15 protein-coding genes are annotated in these 18,919 nt (G+C 61.6%); 6 read left to right on the forward strand and 9 right to left on the reverse strand.

All coding sequences use genetic code 11. The features are described from left to right. Nucleotides 1–39 precede the first annotated feature (39 nt). The 3 genes from BW995_RS00645 to BW995_RS00655 all read right to left on the reverse strand — a co-directional run bounded on the left by BW995_RS00645 (nucleotide 40) and on the right by BW995_RS00655 (nucleotide 3,627). The gene (locus BW995_RS00645) at nucleotides 40–300 is read right to left on the reverse strand and encodes a hypothetical protein (RefSeq protein ID WP_076398037.1); all 261 of its coding nucleotides are present in this window, start codon (nucleotides 298–300) and stop codon (nucleotides 40–42) included. A gap of 345 nt (nucleotides 301–645) precedes the next feature. Beyond that, on the reverse strand, nucleotides 646–2,133 hold the full coding sequence (locus BW995_RS00650; RefSeq protein WP_076398039.1) for a CoA-acylating methylmalonate-semialdehyde dehydrogenase: 1,488 nt from the start codon (nucleotides 2,131–2,133) through the stop codon (nucleotides 646–648). A gap of 156 nt (nucleotides 2,134–2,289) precedes the next feature. Beyond that, on the reverse strand, nucleotides 2,290–3,627 hold the full coding sequence (locus BW995_RS00655; protein WP_076398040.1) for an aspartate aminotransferase family protein: 1,338 nt from the start codon (nucleotides 3,625–3,627) through the stop codon (nucleotides 2,290–2,292). A 161-nt stretch (nucleotides 3,628–3,788) separates the two neighbouring features. Between BW995_RS00655 and BW995_RS00660 the strand changes: the two genes are divergently transcribed. The 5 genes from BW995_RS00660 (at nucleotide 3,789) to BW995_RS00680 (ending at nucleotide 9,860) form a co-directional block, all read left to right on the forward strand. Next, nucleotides 3,789–4,346 (forward strand): cupin domain-containing protein, encoded by a 558-nt coding sequence (locus BW995_RS00660; protein WP_076398042.1) that lies wholly within the window; start codon nucleotides 3,789–3,791, stop codon nucleotides 4,344–4,346. A gap of 215 nt (nucleotides 4,347–4,561) precedes the next feature. Next, nucleotides 4,562–6,580, forward strand: a complete 2,019-nt coding sequence (locus BW995_RS00665) for a methyl-accepting chemotaxis protein (protein WP_175616941.1) — start codon at nucleotides 4,562–4,564, stop codon at nucleotides 6,578–6,580. Nucleotides 6,581–6,757: 177 nt separating this feature from the next. Beyond that, the gene (locus tag BW995_RS00670) at nucleotides 6,758–7,081 is read left to right on the forward strand and encodes a hypothetical protein (protein ID WP_076398045.1); all 324 of its coding nucleotides are present in this window, start codon (nucleotides 6,758–6,760) and stop codon (nucleotides 7,079–7,081) included. Continuing rightward, nucleotides 7,081–7,323 carry a hypothetical protein gene (locus BW995_RS00675; RefSeq protein ID WP_076398046.1) on the forward strand — a complete coding sequence of 81 codons (243 nt, stop codon included), beginning with the start codon at nucleotides 7,081–7,083 and terminating at the stop codon, nucleotides 7,321–7,323. The genes BW995_RS00670 and BW995_RS00675 overlap by 1 nt, the downstream gene beginning before the upstream one ends. 239 nt (nucleotides 7,324–7,562) lie before the next feature. Next, nucleotides 7,563–9,860 carry an anthranilate synthase component I gene (locus tag BW995_RS00680; protein ID WP_076398048.1) on the forward strand — a complete coding sequence of 766 codons (2,298 nt, stop codon included), beginning with the start codon at nucleotides 7,563–7,565 and terminating at the stop codon, nucleotides 9,858–9,860. Nucleotides 9,861–9,877: 17 nt separating this feature from the next. Here the strand turns inward: BW995_RS00680 and malQ are convergent, their stop codons facing one another. From malQ to BW995_RS00710, 6 genes are all read right to left on the reverse strand, one after another. Further along, complete coding sequence (malQ, locus tag BW995_RS00685) at nucleotides 9,878–12,115, reverse strand: 4-alpha-glucanotransferase (protein ID WP_175616942.1); 2,238 nt, start codon at nucleotides 12,113–12,115, stop codon at nucleotides 9,878–9,880. Nucleotides 12,116–12,246: 131 nt separating this feature from the next. Then, nucleotides 12,247–14,430, reverse strand: coding sequence for a glycogen debranching protein GlgX (glgX, locus tag BW995_RS00690; protein WP_076398049.1), 2,184 nt, complete (start codon nucleotides 14,428–14,430; stop codon nucleotides 12,247–12,249). A gap of 155 nt (nucleotides 14,431–14,585) precedes the next feature. After that, nucleotides 14,586–14,828 (reverse strand): DUF2934 domain-containing protein, encoded by a 243-nt coding sequence (locus BW995_RS00695; protein ID WP_076398051.1) that lies wholly within the window; start codon nucleotides 14,826–14,828, stop codon nucleotides 14,586–14,588. 523 nt (nucleotides 14,829–15,351) lie between these two features. Continuing rightward, the gene (locus BW995_RS00700; protein WP_076398052.1) at nucleotides 15,352–15,759 is read right to left on the reverse strand and encodes a c-type cytochrome; all 408 of its coding nucleotides are present in this window, start codon (nucleotides 15,757–15,759) and stop codon (nucleotides 15,352–15,354) included. Between the two features lie 303 nt (nucleotides 15,760–16,062). Further along, nucleotides 16,063–16,473 carry a c-type cytochrome gene (locus BW995_RS00705; RefSeq protein WP_076398054.1) on the reverse strand — a complete coding sequence of 137 codons (411 nt, stop codon included), beginning with the start codon at nucleotides 16,471–16,473 and terminating at the stop codon, nucleotides 16,063–16,065. Between the two features lie 386 nt (nucleotides 16,474–16,859). Further along, complete coding sequence (locus tag BW995_RS00710; protein ID WP_139332703.1) at nucleotides 16,860–17,189, reverse strand: hypothetical protein; 330 nt, start codon at nucleotides 17,187–17,189, stop codon at nucleotides 16,860–16,862. 726 nt (nucleotides 17,190–17,915) lie between these two features. Here BW995_RS00710 and rpoH point away from each other — a divergent pair. After that, entirely contained in the window at nucleotides 17,916–18,848 is a 933-nt protein-coding gene (gene rpoH, locus BW995_RS00715) for an RNA polymerase sigma factor RpoH (protein WP_076398057.1), read from the forward strand. Nucleotides 18,849–18,919: the final 71 nt, after the last annotated feature.

Consider the following 18,919-nt stretch of genomic DNA (forward strand, 5'->3'; position numbering starts at 1 on the left):
CATGGTCTTGCATGAAAACTGCAATCACCCGGATGGAAGTCAATTCCGTTCCTTCATGTGTTCCTCAGCAATAAGGTTGTATAGTTCAAAGAGCTTGCTGAATGCCTCATTTGCAAGTTTGAAACGATCAAAATTCTGATAAATAGAAGGGTGACCCATCAATTCTCTGTCAATAGATTGAAAGAGAAAAGATGTCATATGCAGAGCCTCGTGGTCATGAAACTCTGTCGTTTCAATAATGCCATATTCTTTTTTGCATATTTTCTGCATTTCCAGAATTGCATCTTCATTTTCATTCATGAATATAATTCCTCATGGGAAGCGCACGGATCATTCCGGCCGAAAATACGGCATGCACCACGAACAGGATACGTTTTTTGGTATCTGGGGATGATCTTTTGTCAGGGGGCTAGCCGCTCTGAGTACACGCTGACGCTGTCTCCTTTCCCTGCCATAGTCCGTGCCAACGAGTCAATCTGCTCCGATATGGCAATCTCCCCCCCCCGCAAAAAAAAACGCAAAACTCCCCCCCCGTTCCTGCCGGCATTGGAACCACGCCAATGACCAACGCCAGCGGAACAGAGGGGGAGCTGCTCTGTCCCCGGTGGTGGCACGGGGGACAGGAAAGGCTCAGGCAACCGGGGCTCAGGTCGGGAAGGCGAACGATGCCCCCGAGCGGATGCCGGTCGGCCAGCGCGAGGTAACGGTTTTCAGCTTGGTGTAGAACGCCACGCCTTCGGGTCCATAGATGCCGTGGGCCCCAAACGACGAGCGTTTCCAGCCGCCAAAGCTGTGGAAGGCCACCGGCACCGGGATCGGCACGTTGATGCCGACCATCCCGACGTTAACGTTGGCAGCGAAGTCGCGGGCGCAGTCACCGTCACGGGTGAAGATGGCGGTGCCGTTGCCGTATTCGTGGTCGCGCACCAGCTTCAGGGCGGTGGCATAGTCAGAGGCACGCACCACCGACAGCACCGGGCCGAAGATTTCTTCCTTGTAGATGCTCATGTCGGGGGTGACGTTGTCGAACAGCGTCCCGCCAAGGAAATAGCCGTTTTCGTAGCCCTGCAACGAGAATCCGCGGCCATCGACCACCAGCGACGCGCCTTCGGCAACGCCCGCGTTGATGTAGCCCGCCACCTTGTCCATGTGCTGGCGGGTGACCAGCGGACCCATTTCGGCGTCGGCATCGGTGTGCGGGCCGATCTTCAGGGCGCGGACACGCGGTTCCAGCGCGGCAACCAGACGGTCGGCGGTGTCCTTGCCCACCGGCACGGCGACCGAAACGGCCATGCAGCGTTCACCGGCCGCGCCGTAACCCGCGCCCATCAGGGCATCGGCGGCCTGATCGATGTCGGCGTCGGGCATGATCACCATGTGGTTCTTGGCCCCGCCCAGTGCCTGCACCCGCTTGCCGTGGGCGGTGCCGGTGGCATAGACGTATTCGGCGATCGGGGTCGAGCCAACGAAGGAAATCGCCACCACGTCGGGGTTGGTCAGCAGGGCGTCAACGGCATCCTTGCCGCCATGGACCACCACCAGCGCATCCTTGGGCACCCCGGCTTCGTGGGCCAGCTCGACGATCAGGTTCGAGGCCGACGGGTCACGCTCGGACGGCTTCAGCACAAAGGTGTTGCCGCAGGCCAGCGCCACCGGGAACATCCACAGCGGGACCATCGCCGGGAAGTTGAACGGGGTGATCCCGGCGCACACGCCAAGCGATTCCCGCGACGAGAAGGTATCAATCGCCGGGCCGACATCGCGGGAATAGTCGCCTTTCAGCAGCGACGGAGTGCCGCAGACGAATTCCACCACTTCCAGACCGCGCTGGACTTCACCGAGGGCGTCGGGGTGGGTCTTGCCGTGTTCGCGGCTGATGGTCGAGGCGATCAGGTCGGCATTCTTCATCAGCAGGTCGCGATAGCGGTACATCACCGCTGCCCGCTTGGCCGGGGTCAGGCTGCTCCAGGCCGGATAGGCGGCCTTGGCAATCGCCACCGCTTCGGCGACGGTCGCGGCGCTGGCCGAGCCAACGGTGGCGATCTGTTCGCCGGTGGCGGGGTTGAACACCGGGCTCTTGGCCTCGTCGGCGGGTGGGGTCAGGCCGGGGACGAGGTGGGGAATGTGGCTCATGGGGGCGATCCTCATGGTCGGGAGAGCGGGCAGAAAAAAAAGCGGGGGCAAGCCATTGGGACCTGCTTGCCCCCGCCGGAGGGCTCCCTGCCGGAGGGGGAGCGCGGTCAGGGAGTCTGGTCTGTGGTCCGGGGCATGAAAAATGCCCGCAGAGGATCAGGCGATGGTCGGCAGAACCTCGGCCAGGGTGTTGAAAATCTGGTCGATGTGTTCTTTTTCGATGATCAGCGGCGGCGACAGGGCGATGATGTCGCCGGTGGTGCGGATCATCACACCCTTGTCATAGCACTTCAGGAAGGCTTCGAATGCGCGTTCACCGATGGCACCGGGGCGCGAGGACAGCTCGATACCGGCAATCAGGCCCATGGTGCGGATATCGACCACGTTGCTGATGCCCTTCAGCGAGAAGGCGGCATCTTCCCAGTACTGGGCGAGGCTGTCGGCACGCTCGAACAGCTTGTCATCGCGATAGATGTCAAGCGTGGCCAGCGCCGCCGCACAGGCCAGCGGGTGAGCGGAGTAGGTGTAGCCGTGGAACAGCTCGATGGCGTTCGGCGCACCGTGCATGAAGGCGTCATAGATGCCATCGCGGGCAAATACCGCCCCCATCGGCACCGTGCCGCTGGTGATGCCCTTGGCGGTGGTCACCAGATCGGGGATCACCCCAAAGCGTTCAACGGCGAACGACGAGCCCAGACGGCCAAAGCCGGTGATCACTTCGTCGAAAATCAGCAGGATGCCGTACTTGTCACAAATGCTGCGCAGACGTTCCAGATAGCCCTTCGGCGGCATCAGCACGCCGGTGGAGCCCGCCATCGGCTCGACGATCACCGCCGCGATGGTTTCGGCACCATGCAGGGCGACAATCCGTTCCAGATCGTCGGCCAGTTCGGCGCCATGTTCCGGCTGACCACGGGTAAAGGCGTTCAGCTCGGGTTGATGGGTGTGGCGCATGTGATCAACGCCGTTCAGCAGCGAGCCGAAGAAGCGGCGGTTGTTGACGATGCCGCCAACCGAAATGCCACCGAAACCGACGCCATGATAGCCACGCTCGCGGCCAATCAGACGGGTGCGGGTGGCTTCCCCGCGGACACGATGATAGGCCAGCGCGATTTTCAGCGCGGTATCAACGCTTTCCGAGCCCGAATTGGTGAAGAACACCCGGTTCAGGTCGCCCGGCATCAACTGGGCCAGACGCGAGGCCAGGGTAAAGGCCAGCGGGTGGCCCATCTGGAACGCCGGGGCATAATCCAGCTCGGCAGCCTGGTTCTGGATGGCGCTGACGATGCGCGGGTCGCCGTGACCGGCGTTGCAGCACCACAGACCGGCGGTGCCGTCAAGGACCGGGCGGCCTTCGGAGGTTTCGTAGAACATGCCCTTGGCGCGCGTCAGCATGCGCGGCGCCGACTTGAATTGCCGGTTGGCGGTGAACGGCATCCAGAACGAGGACAGGTCGTTGGTGGCAGTGGCAGAAGCGGTGGTATCGACGCTCATGGAACCTCCTGAATGCTGGCGTCCGGCGATGGGTTCATGATGCTGTTTCGTTGTATCCTCAACAAGACGTTTTCTTGATGCATGATAACATGTTGAAAAGAATGAAAAGTATGTGCAGAGTGTTAAGGATGTCGAAACATTCTTAACAGAAAGGCTCGGGTATGGGGCTGAACATCGGGGCACGTCTGAAAGCCGTTCGCCAGAGCAACGGCCTGTCACAACGCCAGCTCGCCAAGCGGGCGGGGGTGACCAATGCCACCATCTCGCTGATTGAATCCAACCGCCTCAATCCTTCGGTCGGCTCGCTGAAACGGGTGCTGGACGGGGTGCCGATCTCGCTGGCCGATTTCTTTGCGCTGGAGGTCGGCGAGGAGGATTCCCGCCCGCCGGTGTTCTTTACCGCCAACGAGCTGGTGGAAATCGGCCGTGGCGGTATCTCTTACCGGCAGGTGGGGGCCGATTTGACCGGCAAGGCGTTGCAGATGATGTCGGAACGTTATGCGCCGGGGGCGGATACTGGCCGCATCCCGCTGCGCCACGAGGGTGAAGAGGCCGGTCTGATCCTGTCCGGGCGGCTGGAAGTCACCGTCGGCGACCAGATGCAAATCCTCGGGCCGGGCGATGCCTATGCCTTTGACAGCAGCCAGCCGCACCGCTTCCGCACGGTGGGGGACGAGGACTGTGTGGTGGTCAGCGCCTGTACACCGCCCAGTTTCTGAACAAATCCCCCTGAATATTCTTTTTTATTTTTCTGTCAGGGCGAAAACCATCTTTCTCTCATGGAATAGCAGGCGGCGGCATAGTATCCTCGGTTTATAATAAAATATCTCAGGTACACCTGTTCGCGAAACAACATGAGTGCTGTGCCCTGCGGGAACAGGGTCAAAACCGCGAACAGGCTCACCTGCAGGATGTAAGGCAAGGGAGAATGACCATGGCGACACGCGCAGCGTCTCAAGGGGGAGCCGCGTCTCAGGGGGGACTCGGGGCCCGCCTGACCGGAAACATCAAGGTGGCGTCCAAGTTCCGCCTGATGGTGGGGATTACCCTGATCGGACTGGGGTTGTTGGCGGCGCTGAATCTGGTGACGCTGCACACCTCGCTGAAGGATGCCCATGCCCTGCAAACCCGCAGCGTGGTCGAGGCCGCGCAGTCGGTGGTCAGCCATTTCGACGAGATGGCCAAAAAGGGCGAAATCTCGCAGGACGAAGCGCAGAAACGGGCGCTGGAAACCTTGCGTGACATGCGGTTCGCCAACAACGAATACCTGTGGGTCAACGACATGACCGGCGTGATGCTGATGCATCCGATCAAACCGGCGATGAACAACACCAACACCGGCGGCCTGAAAGACCCCACCGGCAAGCTGTTCTTTGCCGAAATGATCCAGGTGGTCAAAGAGAAAAAGGCCGGATACGTCAGCTATATGTGGCCGAAGCCGGGCCATGAACAGCCCGTTGACAAGATTTCCTATGTCAGCGGCTATGCGCCGTGGAACTGGGTGATTGGCTCGGGCGTCTACCTTGATGACGTTGAGTCTGCCTTTTACGCGGCGGCGTCTTCGACCGCGCTGGTGGCGGTGCTGGTGCTGGTGGTGGTGATCGGGGTGTCGATCCTGATGGCCACCGGCATGAGCGGCCCGCTGGCCTCGCTGGTGGCCGGGATTGATGCTCTGGCAGCGGGCGACAGCGACATCACTGTCGGGCACCAGCATCGCAAGGACGAACTGGGGGTGATGGCGCAGCGGCTGGCGGTGCTGCGCGAGGCGGTCGATCAGGCATTCCGCCTGCGCCAGATGGTCGATGTCCAACCGGCGCGGGTGATGATGTGCGACCCGGAAACGCTGAAGATCACCTATATCAATCAGGCAGCGAAGGAGGTGATTCGCCGGATGAATCACCCGATTGCGGCGCAGGTTGATACGCTGGTCGGAACGTCGGTATCCTCGTTCCACAAAAAGCCTGAAATGGTCGAACGTCTGCTGAAAGACCCGAAAAACCTGCCCTATGTCGGCAAGTTCAGCATGGGTGGGCTGACCATCGAGAACTATGTCAACGCCATCTATGACCGCAAGGGCCGCTACATCGGCCCGATGCTGAACTGGGAAGACGTCACCAAATACGTCCAGATGGCCGACCAGTTTGAAAAGAAAGTCCGTTCGGTCAGCCAGCACGTCGGGGCCGGGGCCCGCAAGATGGAAGAGCTGGCGACGATGATGCAAAGCTCGGCGGATGAAACCAGCGCCCGCTCGGGGACAGTCAGCAGTGCAGCAGACATGGCGGCGGGCAGCGTGCAGACGGTGGCCTCGGCAGCCGAGCAACTGGCGGCCTCGATTGCCGAAATCAGCCGTCAGGTCAGCGACGCCACCGCCATCGCCCGCGAGGCGGTGCAGGAGGCCCGGCAGACCAACGAAACGATGAGCGGTCTGGCCGACGCCACCAGCCGGATTGGCGAAGTGGTCAGCCTGATCACCGACATTGCCAACCAGACCAACCTGCTGGCGCTGAATGCCACCATCGAGGCCGCTCGTGCCGGGGATGCGGGCAAGGGCTTTGCGGTGGTGGCCAACGAAGTCAAGACGCTGGCCAACCAGACCGCCAAGGCCACCGAAGACATCAGCCGTCAGATCCAGAACGTTCAGGCGGTATCAGTGCGGGCGGTCGATGCCATCGACATGATTTCCCGCACCATTGGCCGCATTGACCAGATTGCCGCCAGCATTGCAGAATCGGTGGAACAACAGGGCAGTGCGACGCAGGAAATCACCCGCAGCGTTACGCAGGCGGCCACCAGCACGCAGGATGTGACCGACAACATTCTGGCGGTGGCCGACGTTGCCCGCCGTACCGAAGACAGCGCGGAATCGGTGCTGGAGGCGGCGCGTGACCTGAGCATGCAGGCGGAAACGCTGGGGACCGAGGTTGATGGTTTCCTGAAGCAGATGCAGGCGTGATGCGTTTGGAATCATGCGCGTTGCCGCCATCCTGAATGGCAGGTGAAGCCATTGCGGCAACGCGTTTTATCCCGCCTACAAATGACCTTGCTTTTGCCATAATTTCTCCCTGTCTTCACCACACCTCACAGGCACAAAGGGATCAGCACAGAAACAGTTGATCCCGGAGATGCCACCATGTCCCTGAACGCCGCGTCCTTCCCCTTCGATCCTCCGGCTGAGACCGCTGCCCGGGTGCGGCGGTTGTCCAGCCTGCACCGGGTGGTTCTGTTGTCGGCTGGTATCTTTCTGGGACTGGCGGCGGTGTTGTCGGCTCCGCTGCCGGTGCCGCTGGAAATGCCGCTGGCCGGTGGGTCGGCGATGCTGATCCTCAAGGCGTCGCCGCGGGCACGCCGGTTGTACGTCAAGGGCAGCCGCCGCTGGCCGAAGACCTTCAAGGTTTCCGACCGCCTGTTGCGGCGGCGGAAAAAGGCTGAACCCTCGGATGCTGCGGAGGCTTGATGAACAGGCTGCTGGCCTTGTCTTTGGGGGGAGCCTTGATGCTGACCGGGGCAATCCTGGCTCCTCTCCCCGGTCCTCTGGGGACACCGTTCACCTTGGGCGGTCTTGTGCTGCTGCTCAGAAACAGCCTGTGGGTGCGCAAAACCTATGTGCGCTGTGGTCGTCGCTGGCCGTGGGGGAAATCGTTTGTCGATCGTCTGTTGCGGCGGCGGCGGGAAAAGGTCGCAAAAAAAGAGGAATAAAAACCTCTGGACAGACCAAACGTTTCGGCGCACGCTCGCCTCCATGAAAACACAGCAAACGCATATTGGCCTGCGAGGCCTTTGGTGGCGCCGCTCCTGACTGGGCGGCAAAGGCGTTTGACATCCTCGTGACAGACACTTGCAACACCGCCCGGAGCCAGTCGGCCCCCGGTGCGTTTTTGCGTTTGCATCTGATGTGTGGGTCGGCTCTGGGGTCCGGGTAACGGAGCACAAGACAGATGACCCGTATTTCTCCCCGTGACCTTTCCCCGGTTCTGCCCTTTTCCCAACCTGATCGCTGCTTTGAGCTGGCCTGCGGCCTGCGGGTGCAAGCCGCGATCCGCCCCTGTCCGCCAGAGCGGCTCGACCGCCTGATCCCGCAGCTTGATCATCAGCGCGGGGTGCTGTTCTCGTGCGGCGTCGATGCCCCCGGCCGCTATCGGCGGCAACGGCTGGCGATGATCAATCCGCCGCTGATGGTGGTGATCCGCCAGCGGGCGGTCGAGATCAAGGCCCTGAACCAGCGGGGGGAAATCATTCTCTCCGCTTTGCGCCTGGCCTTCCCCGAGGCGGTGGCCGACGCGCAGCAGATTGCCCTGATTGCCCCGCAGCAGGACCATCTGGGCAGCGAAGAAACCCGCACCCGCCGTCCGTCGGTCTTTACCGTCCTGCGGCGGCTGATGGCGGCGCTGGCCAGCCCGCACGATCCGTTGCTCGGGCTGTACGGAGCCTTTGGCTATGACCTGACCTTTGCCCTCGAAGACATCCCCCGTCACTTGCCCCGCCCCCATGATCAGCGCGATCTGGTGCTGTATCTGCCTGACCGCCTGTTGCGTCATGATCCGGCCAGCGGCCTGGCGGAAGAAGTTTGTTACGAGTTTGCCTTTGGTGCCGGGCAGGACGAGCGACAGACCGATGGCCTGCCGCGCAATGGCGCCTTTTTTGCCCTGCCGGACTCTGACCGCTCGGTGATCCGGGCCGACCATGGGCAAGGCGACTATGCCGGACAGGTGGCGCGGGCGCAGGAGCTGTTTGCCCGTGGCGACCTGTTCGAGCTGGTCCTCAGCCAGACCTTCAGCCGCCCGACCCGCCTGCGGCCTTCGGAGGTTTATCAACGGCTGACCCGGGCCAACCCGGCCCCCTACGAAGCCCTGATCAGTCTGGGCGAAGGTGAACATCTGGTGTCGGCATCGCCGGAAATGTTTGTTCGTGTCCGGCAGGATGGCCCGCAACAGGTGGTGGAAACCTGCCCGATTTCCGGCACCATCCGGCGCGGGGCGGATGCGCTGGGCGATGCCGACCAGTGCCTGACCCTGCTCAATTCGGCCAAGGATCACGCCGAACTGACCATGTGCACCGATGTTGATCGCAACGACAAGGCGCGCGTCTGCCAGCCAGGCAGCGTGCGCGTCACCGGACGACGGATGATCGAGCTGTACTCGCGGCTGATTCACACGGTGGACCATGTGCAGGGGGTGTTGCGGCCCGACATGGATGCGCTGGATGCCTTTTTGACCCACACATGGGCGGTGACGGTCACCGGGGCCCCCAAGCTGCACGCCATGCGGCAGGTCGAGGCGATGGAGCGCAGTTCCCGCCGGTGGTACGGCGGGGCCTTTGGGGTTTTGCGTTGTGATGGCAGTCTGGAAACCGGCCTGACCCTGCGCACCGTGCGTCTGGCCGCCGGGGTGGCCGAGGTGCGGGTGGGGGCAACGCTGCTGTATGATTCCGACCCGCAAGCCGAGCAGGACGAGTGCGTGTTGAAGGCCTCGGCGCTGATGGCGATCCTTGACCAGCCCTCTGCCGAGGCGCAAACGGGAACTGCCCCCGCTCCGCTACCGGGGCAGGGACGGCGGCTGTTGCTGGTCGATCATGAAGACAGCTTTGTGCTGACGCTGGCCGACTACCTGCGCCAGAGTGGGGCCGAGGTGGTGACGCTGCGCCCGGACCCGGCGCGGCAGGCATTGCGCGACACGCCGCAGGCCTATGATCTGGTGGTGCTGTCACCCGGACCGGGCAAGCCGTCGGATTTCGGGCTGTCGGCAACGCTGGCGCTGGCCGAGCAGGCGGGGTTGCCGCTGTTCGGGGTCTGCCTCGGGTTGCAGGGGATGGTGGAATATTACGGCGGCAGCCTGCGCCAGTTGGCAGTGCCGATGCACGGCAAGGCCAGCCTGATTCATCATCATGGCGAGGCACTGTTCGCCGGTCTGCCGCAGCCGTTGGCGGTGGGCCGCTATCATTCGCTGGCCGCCGACCACCTGCCGGATGTCCTGACGGCGATTGCCCACAGTGACGACGGGACGGTGATGGCCATTGCCCACCGCACCCGGCCACTGTGGGCGGTGCAGTTCCACCCGGAAAGCATCCTGACCGCGCAGGAGGACCACGGCTTGCAGATGATCCGCACGCTGTGGGAGCTGGTGGCTGCCCACAGCGGCGCGGAGAGTCTGGTTAGAGCAAATCCCGAGCAGATGGGTCCATCTGCGACGACGTATTTGCCTAAAATACAAGACGTTAGAGCATTTGAAGTGATCTAGAGAGAACGGAAAATGCTCTAACGTTCGGCGCTGATGGCGGCGACGGTCTGGCGGAACAGGGCGCTGTCGGCCAGACCGTTCAGGCTGACGGTCAGGCGGCGGCGCCAGTTGGGGTATTCGCTGACCGTGCCGGGCACGTTGACCTGGGTGACTTCGCCGCACAGGTCATCGAGGTTGGCGAGCATCACCAGTGCCGGAGAACGGGCAAGGAAGCGGTGGAAGGCGGCAATCAGTTCTGCTTCCTGTGCCGGGTTGCCGGTTGGCTCCTGCGGGAAATCCGCCGGAATCAATCCCTGATCAACCAGCGCCGACTGTAACAGGTGGCGGTCCTCCTGACGGCGAGCCTCGTCAGCGGCGCGGTCGGGGGTGTCGCCACACAGGCCCAGATCGTGGCGCAGGGCAATGTCCCAGCCACGCCAGTGGCCGACGATGGTCGCCAGATCGTGCGAGGTCGGGGTGGCCAGCGCCAGCGGCGGATAGGTATCGGGGCGCTTGAACAAGCCCGACTCATAGCGTTCAAAGTAGGACAGGCGATAGGACAGCAGGTTTTCTTCCGCCATCCGCTCACGGAAACCAGCAGGGACCGTGCCGAGGTCTTCGCCGATGATCATACAACGGGCGCGGTGGCTTTCCAGCGCCAGCACTCCCAGCAGATCGTCGAACGGATAGGACATATACAGACCGTCGCGGGCGGTCAGTCCGGGCGGGATCCAGAACAGCCGCAGCAACGACATCGCATGGTCAATGCGCAGGGCGCCGGCATGGCGCATGTTGGCGCGCACCATGTCGATGAACGGGCCATAGCCCATCGCCCGCAGGGCGACCGGGTTAAAGGGCGGCAAGCCCCAATCCTGCCCCAACGGGCCGAGCGCATCCGGCGGTGCACCAAAGCGGGCCCCGCGCACATAGGCCGCCGGGTCCATCCACACATCGGCCCCGTCCGGCGAGGCCCCCACCGCGAGGTCACGGTATAGACCCAGTGAGCCGCCAGCCACCCGCAGGGCCTCGGCGGCATCGGCAAGCTGGCGGTCGGTTTCAAATTGCAGCCACAGCTGGAACTGCACCGCTTCGGCCTGCTGCTCTGCTACCGCTGCCACCTGTGGGCTGTGCGGGGAATGGTAGTCTTCCGGCCAGCACGGCCATGGATCGCTGCCGAAGCGGTCTTGCAGGGTCTGGAAGATGGCGAACAGGCGCAGGCGCTCGCCGCCGGTCTGGACAAAGGCGCGGAACGCCTGCTGGCGGGCGTGGTCGGCGGGCAGGGCGGCAAAGCGGGCAAACAGGTCGCGCAGGACCGCCAGCTTGACCGTTGCCACCGCCGGATAGTCCACATGGTCAGCCTGCTGCGCCACGCTCAGGGCCTTGGCAATCGCCGGGTCTTGCAGGCGTTTTTGCGCTGCCGGGCAGTCGGCGTATTCCGGCACCGCGTCCAGCGCGATGTACAGCGGATTGAGGAACAGGCGCGAATTGGGGGAATAGGGGCTGGCATCCTGCGGCTTGGGCAGGAACAGGGCATGGATCGGGTTCAGCCCGACCACCGCGCCACCGGCGTTTCCGGTCATCTGGCACAGACTGCGCAGGTCGGCCAGATCGCCCATCCCCCAGTTGCGTTCCGACCGCAGGGAATAGAGCTGTGCCCCCACGCCCCACAGGCGCGGCGTTGTCCCATCGGCGCTGCCCGGTACCCAGCAGCGGGCCGGGGCGACGATCAGGCGACTGTCTTCGCTGATCGCGCCATCAGCACTGCGCAACGACAGGGCATGGTAGCCATCGGGCAGGGCGACTGCCAGTGGCAGGCCAACCAGCGACCCCGCACGGGTGGCCGCCGTCTGCCCCTGATGCGTCTGGCCATCTTCGGTGGTGATGGTCCAGCTCAGGGGAGCGGTCAAGCCATCGCTTGCCAGCGGCAACAGCCATGAGCCCTGATCGTCCGACTGGCGGCGCAGCACCACCACCGGCCCGACCACCTCGGCAGCCTGTCGGGCCTGCCAGGCGGCGGTGGCGGCCTGCACATCGGCCAGTGTGTCAACCGTCACCCCCAGAGCCTGCAACACCGCCGCCTTGGCGCTGGTCGAGGCGATGTGATGCTGGCCGCTGACGTCGTAATAGGACGGCTCAACCCCTGCCAGAGCGGCCAGATGGTCAATGGCCGACTGATAGGCCGGAGAAGACGGCGCACTGCCAAGGGTAACGCTGTCACCAGCGCAATCGGCAGGGGCTCGCAACAGGACAGGGGCCGACAGGGTGGGGGTAATCACGGAAAGTCTCCTCGACATCTGCCAACCGGCCAAGCGCCTGTGGCAGAGGATTTTTTGTTACCAACGAGAATAGGCGCTGTTGCAGGGATTTTGATATATGAAAAAGTGTGCATGCGTCGGCAGCGGGCCGTTTACGAGCGGGCAAGGCCGCTGCGTTCGACCAGCAACACCAGACTGCGGCCTTGCAGGGGATAGGCATGGCCAGACGACAACCATTGGTTGGGGCGGGGATACGAGGCATCAACGGCGGCCTGCGCGTCGTGGGCGGTGTCCAGTGCCACCCGCCATTCCCGCCCATAGGCCTGGCCGGGGAGGATGAAGGCCATCGCATCCGGCTGGGCATTCATCAGAATGATCATCCGGTCGTCTTCGCGGCCCGGCTCGGCACCGTCCATGTGATAGCCGAAACAGCGCAGGTTGGCGTCATTCCAGTCGCCATCGGTCATCTCGCTGCCGCGCGGGTGCAGCCAGGTGATATCCTTGACCGGCGCAAAGCCTTCGCTGGCGCGCGGCAGGTCGCCGGTGGGCATCGAGCCGCGCGGCTTGGGGCCACCGCGAAAGAAACGCCGCCGGTGCAGGGCCGGATGCATCTGGCGCAGGCGGATCAGGCGGGCGGTGTAATCAAGAAAGGCGGCGTCTTCGGGGTCGCCGGGGGCGTCCCAGTTCAGCCACGAAATCGGCGTGTCCTGACAATAGGCATTGTTGTTGCCGTCCTGCGTCCGTCCCAGCTCGTCGCCGCCGAGGATCATCGGCACGCCCTGACTGAGCAGCAGGGTGGCCATCAGGTTGCGCTTTTGCCGTCGCCGCAGGGTGCGCACCGCCGTGTCGGTGGTCGGGCCTTCGGCCCCGCAATTCCATGACAGGTTATGATCGGTGCCATCCTGATTGTTTTCCAGATTGGCGTCATTGTGCTTGTGATTGTAGGAAACCAGATCGTGCAGGGTAAAGCCGTCATGGGCGGCAATGAAATTGACCGAGGCCAGCGGTGACCGCCGCCAGAAGATATCCGACGAGCCGGAAACGCGGGTGGCCATCGCGCCGTTCATCCCCGGATCACCGCGCCAGAACGAGCGGACGCCGTTGCGGAAGGCGTCGTTCCATTCGCTCCAGCCGGTCGGAAACTCGCCGGTGCGATAGCCGGACGGGCCGATATCCCACGGCTCGGCAATCAGTTTGACGGTGTTCAGCACCGGGTCCTGCCGAATGGCAGCGAGGAAAATGGCATTCGGCTCAAAGCCGCGCGGGCTGCGGGCCATCACCGGCGCCAGATCGAATCGGAAGCCATCGACATGCATTTCCTGCACCCAGTAGCGCAGGGCATCCATCGCCATCTGCATCACCCGGGGGTGCCACAGGTTCAGCGCATTCCCGCAGCCGGAATAGTTATGATAATAGCGCTGGTCTTCGTTCAACAGGTGGTAATAGCTTTTGTTGTCGATGCCGCGCAGGCTGATGGTCGGGCCGAAATGGTTGCCTTCGCAGGTGTGGTTGAACACTACGTCGAGGATCACCTCCAGCCCGGCTTCGTGGAAGCGGGCGACCATCGCCTTGAACTCGTCGGGGCCGGGCTGGGTCAGATAGCGCGGCTCGGGGGCAAAGAACGACAGCGGGTTATAGCCCCAGTAGTTGGTCATGCCCTTTTCGGCCAGATGCGTCTCGTCCAGAAAGCTGAACACCGGCAGCAGCTCGACCGAGGTGATCCCCAGTCGGCGCAGGTGGTCAATCACGGCGGGCGATGACAGACCGGCAAAGGTGCCGCGCAGCTCCAGCGGGACCTGTGGATGCAGGGCGGTCATGCCCTTGACGTGGCATTCATAGAGGATGGTATGTTCCAGTGACCGGTCCGGGCGGCGGTCGGTCCCCCATGGATATTCGGTTTTCACCACCATCCCCTTGGGGATGTAGCGGGCGCTGTCGCGGCGGTCAAAGGACAGGTCGCCTTTCGGGTGGCCGATGCGATAGCCGTAACAGGCCGGGTGCCAGATCACCTGTCCCACCACCGCCTTGGCATAGGGGTCCACCAGCAGCTTGTTATGGTTGAAGCGGTGCCCGGCGGGCGGGTCATAGGGACCGTAAACGCGATAGCCGTACAGGTGTCCCGGTTGCAGGTCGGGGACAAAGCCATGCCAGACATGATCACTGACGATCGGCAGCGGGATGCGGTCGGTTTCCTTGCGCCCGTTGGCGTCGAACAGGCACAAGTCGACCTTTTCGGCATGTTCGGAAAACAGCGCGAAATTGACGCCGCGCCCGGTCCAGGTGGCCCCCAGAGGATAGGGTTTGCCCGGGGTTGCGATGCGTTGGGAATAGACCATGAACCAGCAGCCTGCTAATGAAAACCGTACACGCCCGCAGCATGGGGCGACAGACTTGTACCTTACTCTGCCAAAGACGGTAAGGCTTTGTAAAAATACAGCGGACAGGGACGCCGGTTACGGCATGCTGCGGGAGGTGGCATGATGCACCCGTGTCAGGTTGGCGACGCCGGGGATGTCGTTGCTGATCCCTTTTTCCGCGGCGGGTTTTTTGGCTTGGCAGCGGCTTTTTTGCGTGGAGAGGCCGCCTTGACCGGAGCCTTGGCCGGGGAGTGTTCGGCGCGGAGTTCGGCCTCGGCACGCAGCCAGTAGCGCAGGTCATCGCCCGGCTGGCAGCCTTCGGCCTGCCACAGGTGATAGGCGCGTTCGGAAACCTGATGATGGGGAAGGGTGCTCATGGTGTTCCTCGTCTTCTCGTGATGGTGAGTGCAAACGGATCCATGCCCGGACGGTCGTGCCGTCTGTGTGTCAAGAGTACAGAAACCCTGCTCAAGTGGTAGGGGTATTCTGTGCCGCGCCCTCAGGTATCAGGGAACTGTCATGGTTTTGCCTTTTCCCGGGCAAAAGAAAACGCCAGCTCCGGGGAAGGGAGCTGGCGGTCTTTTTGTCACATCAGACCAGCGTGCGTTCAATGTGACGCTACAGTACACGACAGTTAGGCAAGAAAGTGCAGGCTGCCGCCTGAAACCGCTCGGGGCCTGAGGCCCCGAGCCCCCATTTTTTCTTTAAAATCAAGTCAATGGGGTCTGGGGCCTCAAGGCCCCGGCGAGGTTTGGAGCAGCGCTCCATGATCTTTTTGTTTTTTGTCGTGTACCGTGATGTGACGCGGACACGCTGGTCTAATCTTTTGTTCTGTCGCATTGTTGTTGCGAGAACCGGTTTCCACTTTTCGCACAATGCTCTAGTAACGAGGTAAACAGCTTACTTCAGGGTGCCGAGGTAGGCGATGACGTTGGCGCGGTCATCGGCCGATGGCAGCTTGAAGGTCATCTTGGAACGCACTTCGGCTTCGCCGGACTTGGCGCGCAGGAAGGCGGTCGGGTCTTCGAGGTACTGCATCAGGTTGGCTTCATCCCAGGTGAACTTGGCCGCAGCATCGACAAAGCCCTTGGAATAGCTGTAACCGGCAGCCTTGGCCGCACCACGGGTGGTCACCCCGAACAGGTTCGGGCCAACCTTGTTGGCGCCGCCGGTTTCAAAGGTATGGCAGGCGACACATTTCGCCTTGGCGATCTTTTCACCGGCAGCGGCATCGCCAGCGGCAAACGCGGCAGTGCTGGTGATCGACAGGGCGGCGACAGTGCTCAGGGCAATAAACAGTGATTTCATCCCGGATTCCCTTGGATTGTCAGACTCCGGCAGCAGCATGGGCATGTCAGGGCTGCCCCGGAGTGTATGTTTGCTCGCTTCAGGCCGGTCGGGTTGCGGGCGGCCCGTTGTCAGGCATGCGGATTTTTCACACGCATGACGGCAACCCGGCCCCAATCTTTGGCGGCGGAATTATGGACAAACTTTAATCTTTTGTCTTGCCTAAAAACCATATTTTTTATAAAAGAAACCACCGCCCAAGCAGACTCGGGCAGTGGTTCCTTGGGATTGTCATCCTGTGAACGCTGAAAAGCCGATGATGGCTTATTTCAGGGTTTCCAGATAGGCGATGACGTTGGCGCGGTCGTCGGCGGACGGCAGCTTGAAGGTCATCTTGGACGCGCCCTTGGCTTCGCCGGCCTTCTCGGTCAGGGTCTTGGTCGGGTCGGTCAGGTAAGCGTCCAGCGACGCGGCATCCCACGACGCCATCTTGGCAGCGGCGGCGGTGTACAGCGGCGAGTAGGCGAAGTTGGCAGCCTTGCCGGTGCCACGGGTGGTCACGCCGAACAGGTTCGGGCCGACCTTGTTGGCCCCGCCGGTTTCGAAGGTGTGGCAGGCGGCGCACTTGGTCTTGGCGATCTTTTCGCCGGCAGCGGCATCGCCAGCGGCGAAAGCAGCGTTGCTGGCCAGGGTAGCAATGGCAACAGCGCTCAGCGCCATCACAAACTTCTTCATCCCAAACTCCTCTTGTATTCGATCTGTGTCGATTTGTTTCGCACTCACCCTTTTGGGGGATCTGAAGAGCGAAAGGCAGCGGACTATACCGGCTCCGCAATCACTGCACAAGCGAAGGACAGGCCAAATCCCGTATTATAAATATGGTTTTGGCTCCCAACCTTACAGACTGGAAAGGCTTTTTGCGGCCTTTGCTGCGGTCCTCCGGCGGGATAACGGCGGATAAGGAAGACTGCCTCAGGAATACGGCAGGTTTGCGGTTGGCGGCAATGATACTTTTGTCATGATTGCGTCAGGACAGTGGCTGTGCTGTGGCAGGGGTCCGGGTGTCGATGACAGGGGGCTTGAGAGCCGTTGCCCTCAGGCCCCGTGGCATGCGCGACATATCAGAATGTGCTGTGCGTTTTGGTCAGCGTCGTCGTGCTCACCTTCCCGGAGGCGTCGTATTCGACATTCAGCATCTGCATGTCGACAAAACGGCGCGAATACGAGGTAAAGGTGTGGCTGTAGACATGAGCGGTCTTGCCGTTGGACAGGGCCGATGTCGACAGCGGAGCCCCCAGCATCTGGACGACTCGTTCTTTTGGCGTTCCAACCGGGATCAGCGCCTTGATGCTGGTTTCGTCAACATTGGCCAGCATTGCCGGACCTTCATCCTTGTCGGCCAAAGCACCACCGGCGGCGTAGGGATTGGCATAGTAGGGATCGTAAGGCATACAGCCCGATGTCGCCAGAGCCAGGCCAAGCGCAGACAACGAGAGTGCTTTCACAGACAGGTTCCGCAACATGGTATGCATTCTTCTCTCCTGTACGGGCATTGATGAATACGTTGAGTATCAAGGTGTCCCGAGTTCAATTCTTGAACGTATTAAACGAAATCCAGGATATGCTTACGCTTGGTAGCGTACGCTGATCTGATCTGGACAAGGGTATGATATCATGGGGCTAAAGATATAATAGTTTCTTTTGAATGTATTGATGATCACTGTTCATTTATTGTGGTGTGATATATTCATCCCGGTTGTGATGGATAGTTATTTGAGATTGTTGTGTTTTCTTGTTCTCGATTCGGTCGGGCTGCATTTTTTATGGAGAACTTGACGGCCATCACAGACGGACATGTGCTGCGGGTGTAACAAGGACGTGAGACGTTGAATTTAATCTTGACTAAAATAGTCCTGATTATAAACTGGAATGGTTATAAAAAGTCACGCTTTGCTCTAAAGATGCTGAAATATGGCGAATTTTAGGCAGGCGGATTGCCTTGAAAAAGACACTCTTTACCGACACTCTCAAAAACGTACCAAGCAGTACAACCCGAAGCAGAGCCATCGTCACCGCGTCTGTCAGGGGCTTGAGAAAACCACCGGGGTCCTCCCCGTCTGGCAGAGGTAATGGGGAAACGCGGTCCTGGAACGGCCTGGAAGTTAGGAGAAACCCGCATGGCAAAGATCAATGTGTCGGTCCCGAGTGTCGCAGCAGAAGGCGGCCTGAGCCAGTACATGGAAGCCATCAAGCGCTATCCTTTGCTGCAGCCAAGCGAAGAGCTTGAGCTGGCCTTTCAGTATCGTGACCATGGCAGCGAAGCAGCCGGCGTCCGGCTGATTACCAGCCATCTGCGACTGGTGGCCAAAATAGCCATGGGGTACCGCTATTACGGCCTGCCGGTGGCTGACCTGATTTCCGAAGGGAATCTGGGCCTGCTGCGCGCCGTGCAGAAATTCGAGCCGGAAAAGGGCTTCCGTCTGGCCACCTATGCCATGTGGTGGATCAAGGCCTCGATCAACGAATACGTCCTGAATTCGTGGTCGCTGGTCAAGGTCGGTACCGTCGCGGCACAGAAGAAGCTGTTCTTCAACCTGCGCAAGATGAAGGCCCGGCTGGGCGTCTATGAAGACAGCGAGCTGACGCCGGAACAGGCCACATGGATTGCCACCGAACTGTCGGTGCCGGTCGAGGAAGTCCATGCGATGAACCGCCGCCTGTCGCGGCAGGATGCCTCGCTGGATGTGCCGGTCAGCGAAGATGGTGAACTCAGCCGGATGGACATGCTGGTTGATGACCGGGCCAGCCAGGAAGACGAACTGGCCTCGAAGCAGGAACGTCATCTGGGCTCGCAACTGCTGAAAGACGCACTGGAAACCCTGAACGACCGGGAACGCCATATCCTGACCGAACGCCGTCTGCGCTCGGCTCCGATCACGCTGGAGGATCTGGGCAAGGAATACGGCATTTCGCGCGAACGGGTGCGCCAGATCGAAAACCGCGCTTTTGAAAAGCTGCAAACCGCCGTGCGCAAGGCGGCGGCGGCGCTGGAAAGTCCGGGCCGTCGGGCCATCGGGGCGCTGCGCTCGCTGTCGTCGTCGATGTCGTAACCGACCCTGTTTCCGGGGTGATGCTGCGGGCTCCTTTGCGCTGTGCAAAGGGGCCTGTTTGCTTTACAGAG

It is taken from the genome of Insolitispirillum peregrinum (assembly GCF_900156605.1).
GTDB classification, from domain to species: Bacteria; Pseudomonadota; Alphaproteobacteria; order Rhodospirillales; family Rhodospirillaceae; genus Insolitispirillum; species Insolitispirillum peregrinum.